2 protein-coding genes are annotated in these 2872 nt (G+C 45.3%); both read right to left on the bottom strand.

Annotation, left to right across the window (positions count from 1 at the left end):
- Positions 1–397: 397 nt before the first annotated feature.
- Positions 398–1915, bottom strand: coding sequence for an ATP-binding protein (locus tag CAG68_RS05675; RefSeq protein ID WP_161440908.1), 1518 nt, complete (start codon positions 1913–1915; stop codon positions 398–400).
- 517 nt (positions 1916–2432) lie between these two features.
- Positions 2433–2872, bottom strand: a 440-nt coding sequence (locus tag CAG68_RS05670; protein ID WP_161440907.1) for an arsenate reductase/protein-tyrosine-phosphatase family protein, incomplete at its 5' end; no start/stop codon positions are given.

The following is a 2872-nucleotide window of genomic DNA, read 5'->3' as shown; positions in this document are numbered from 1 at the left end:
TAAACAATAGCTCACATGACACAATTTAAGTATCGATGAATACTCAATATTCCGCACACTTAACACAAAAGTTTTGTATAAAGAGTGAGTTATCCGGCTTTCACCTTTCTCTGCTAATAAACTAACAAACACGAAATGGGGCATTTCTGTGTTACAAGTCTCGTCAGAACACCTCGGACATGGAGGTTTCAAAACAGATAAACCTGAGTCAAGGCGGGGCGGGGGCAGAAACAGCTTAGATAGAATAGGTGTCCTAAGCCATGTTGTTCGGATACGCAGAATTTGGAGGAAACGGAGAACGCAGTTTCCTAAATCAATGAACTAATCATCCGTACAGCGAACAGTTCATCAGAATCTGCGCATGAATATGGATGATGATGGGCACTATCACGTCACCCTAAGGATTGCCGAAAAACCTTGCCCAAAAGCCTGCTTTTTTCTTTGGAGTTGAGTCTCGATTCGATGTTTGTGGGGGCGGCGATGAAGTATGGGTTTCAGGTAATCGGGCTCTTGTGTGCTCGTCAGCTATAGTAAGTAGTGCTTTCGATGCAACCATCCCGAGGAGTGAGGTCAGCTCTTGTTCGAAACCGATTGTGACGTCGACCTCTCCGCTTCGAGCATGAGCTATTTCGTGAAGCAGGGTCGACGCATAGCTCTCGACAGAAGCGAGTTCGTCGCGCTTGATGATAATTTCCTTACCTGTCCAAAGCCCCCTAGCTTCCGAGAAGCCCCCCGTCTCGGGGCGCATCGTTTCCGAGATCTTCACCGACTGAACTCTCGAAGGAAGTCCACCGACTAGATCTGCGAGCTTTCCGGTCGTGCCAAACACCACTCTTTCGGCCTGTGAAAGCTTTTCTAGTGGGACAAATTTGAACTCGAAACAATCGTTCCACCCAGAAATGAAATTGCCTAAATCCTGTATTACGTTTCCTTCAGTATCAACCTGTCCCGACAGCTTTTCCTTGACGTTACTCGGGATTGTGATTATCTGCCGCCCATTTGCCCGAGCTTCCTCGACGAAACGCGGAGCATTCATAATCTCCTCATCCGTCAGGAACAGGACGTTTCCCGACGCATTGGTGATCTTCGATGCATGAACGGAGACATCCGTCCATTTCATTTCGTCGTGGAGTAAGCCACTCCCAAAGTTACCGAGGTCATTGACGAGAGTTTTAGCAACTGCTTCCGAAGAGGAAGCGAGCAGAATGGACTTAACTCGGTCGGAGTAGGCGGTTCTCCCGACATTCGTTCGTTCGCGATTGAGAGCCTTCTTGATAGCAGCCGTCAGCGAAGTGATGTTGTAGGAGAACAGAAAATTTTCTTCTTCGGCGACGCGGATACCGTTAATGTAAATGAAAGAGACCCTGCCCACTTTCCGCAAGACTTCTCCATATTGGTTTTTCTCTAGACATTCTTCACCGGAGAAGCGCAGGAATAGACGCTTCGCCTTCTCGATATCATCTGTAGAACAGCCTTTCAAGATGAATTCTGTTCCGACGAATGCAGGGTCGGACGGTTCGGAGATACAGGCATGTAGCGTGATGACATCAGAGAAATCATGTTTTTCAGAACGGTCGAAGGAGACATCGCAGAACTTAGAGCGGATACGGGTCTCGATGCCCAAGCGATCGAATGTGGCTAGAGCATCCTTCAAGCCCACACCGAATTTTCCGATGAGTCCGGGATGTTCGAGCTTTTCTTGATTCTCGTTCATCGTGAAGTGCTCGTGTCTAAGGCCACGGCCAAAGTCCCTTATGCACCAATGACCTCGGTCATCACGTGAAATAATAATGTCCTTTGTGTCAGTCAATATCTGCTCGTCGAGAGCATTTGCAATGATTTCCCGAACTGCATGGAATATATCCCAGTTTTCAAGCATTCGATCTATATTTAGGTCAAACTTCTTAGTTACCATATTCGTTCCGCTTCGATTCTGCCTGATACCCACGCTGTTTTAACTGTCTAAAAATAGTTGGATAAAATTTTGTGAGGTACGAATGCCCACTTCCCCTTTAAAGTGGTGTAATGCTGACTTTTTGGAGGCTAGCACAATCGAATATGCGCAACTGATGCTCATGTCAAACAAATGGCATATTTTAGAATTTATGGGGTATTGATGGGATTACTTTTAGTAGGGCAAACTCATGGAGTTTCTGTAGCATAGGGTACTGACTCTAAACGATTTTGGGGCAATTTCGTGTTTCATGCACTGTCAGCAAACCTCTGGACAGAAACGTTTCCGTCGCTTTACGAAATTAGTATTCAAAGAATTACTTCAGGTGTTGCGACCCTCCACTATAGTGACTAAATTCATTCAGCTACTACAGACATCTTGGATACACCTTCGTCTTAAATGCTCCATGTACTATTCTGATTTTTTAAATCTTTACTTTTAGAGATTTGCTCACGAGTTATCACAGAATGAGCAAGGGCTACATACCTTTTAGCTCGATTAATTTTATCTCCAACTCTTCTTTGGATATATCACTTTGTAATAGTTCACCAGTAATAGATAAGCGGCGATAAAGTGAGTCTCTAAGTCTGTGACAATGAGCATATTTATCGCGGTCTGAAAGTTTGTTATCAAAGGCGTCGACTTGCCAATTTATCCTCATCCCTCCAGACAGCCACATAGGTGCTCGCTCTTTATGTAAAGTGTCACAAAGAATGATGACGATGTCAGGTTGAAAAGCAGTCCGCTCTTCCCAAGAATGCGAGTAATTATGAGGTATCGGCATCGAATGATCTTCTAAAAACTGCTTGACCACAGGGTTAATAGAGCCAACCGGATGAGAACCACCACTTGCTACTTTTATTGCTGGTGACCACAGTTGGGTCGCAATGGATTCAGCAATCACGCTTCGTCCAGCAT

The organism is Vibrio sp. V42_P2S4T144, from assembly GCF_009904715.1.
Lineage (GTDB): Bacteria > Pseudomonadota > Gammaproteobacteria > Enterobacterales > Vibrionaceae > Vibrio > Vibrio alginolyticus.
The sequence above is the reverse complement of the archived record's forward strand: the minus strand, read 5'-3'. Positions and strand labels throughout refer to the sequence as shown.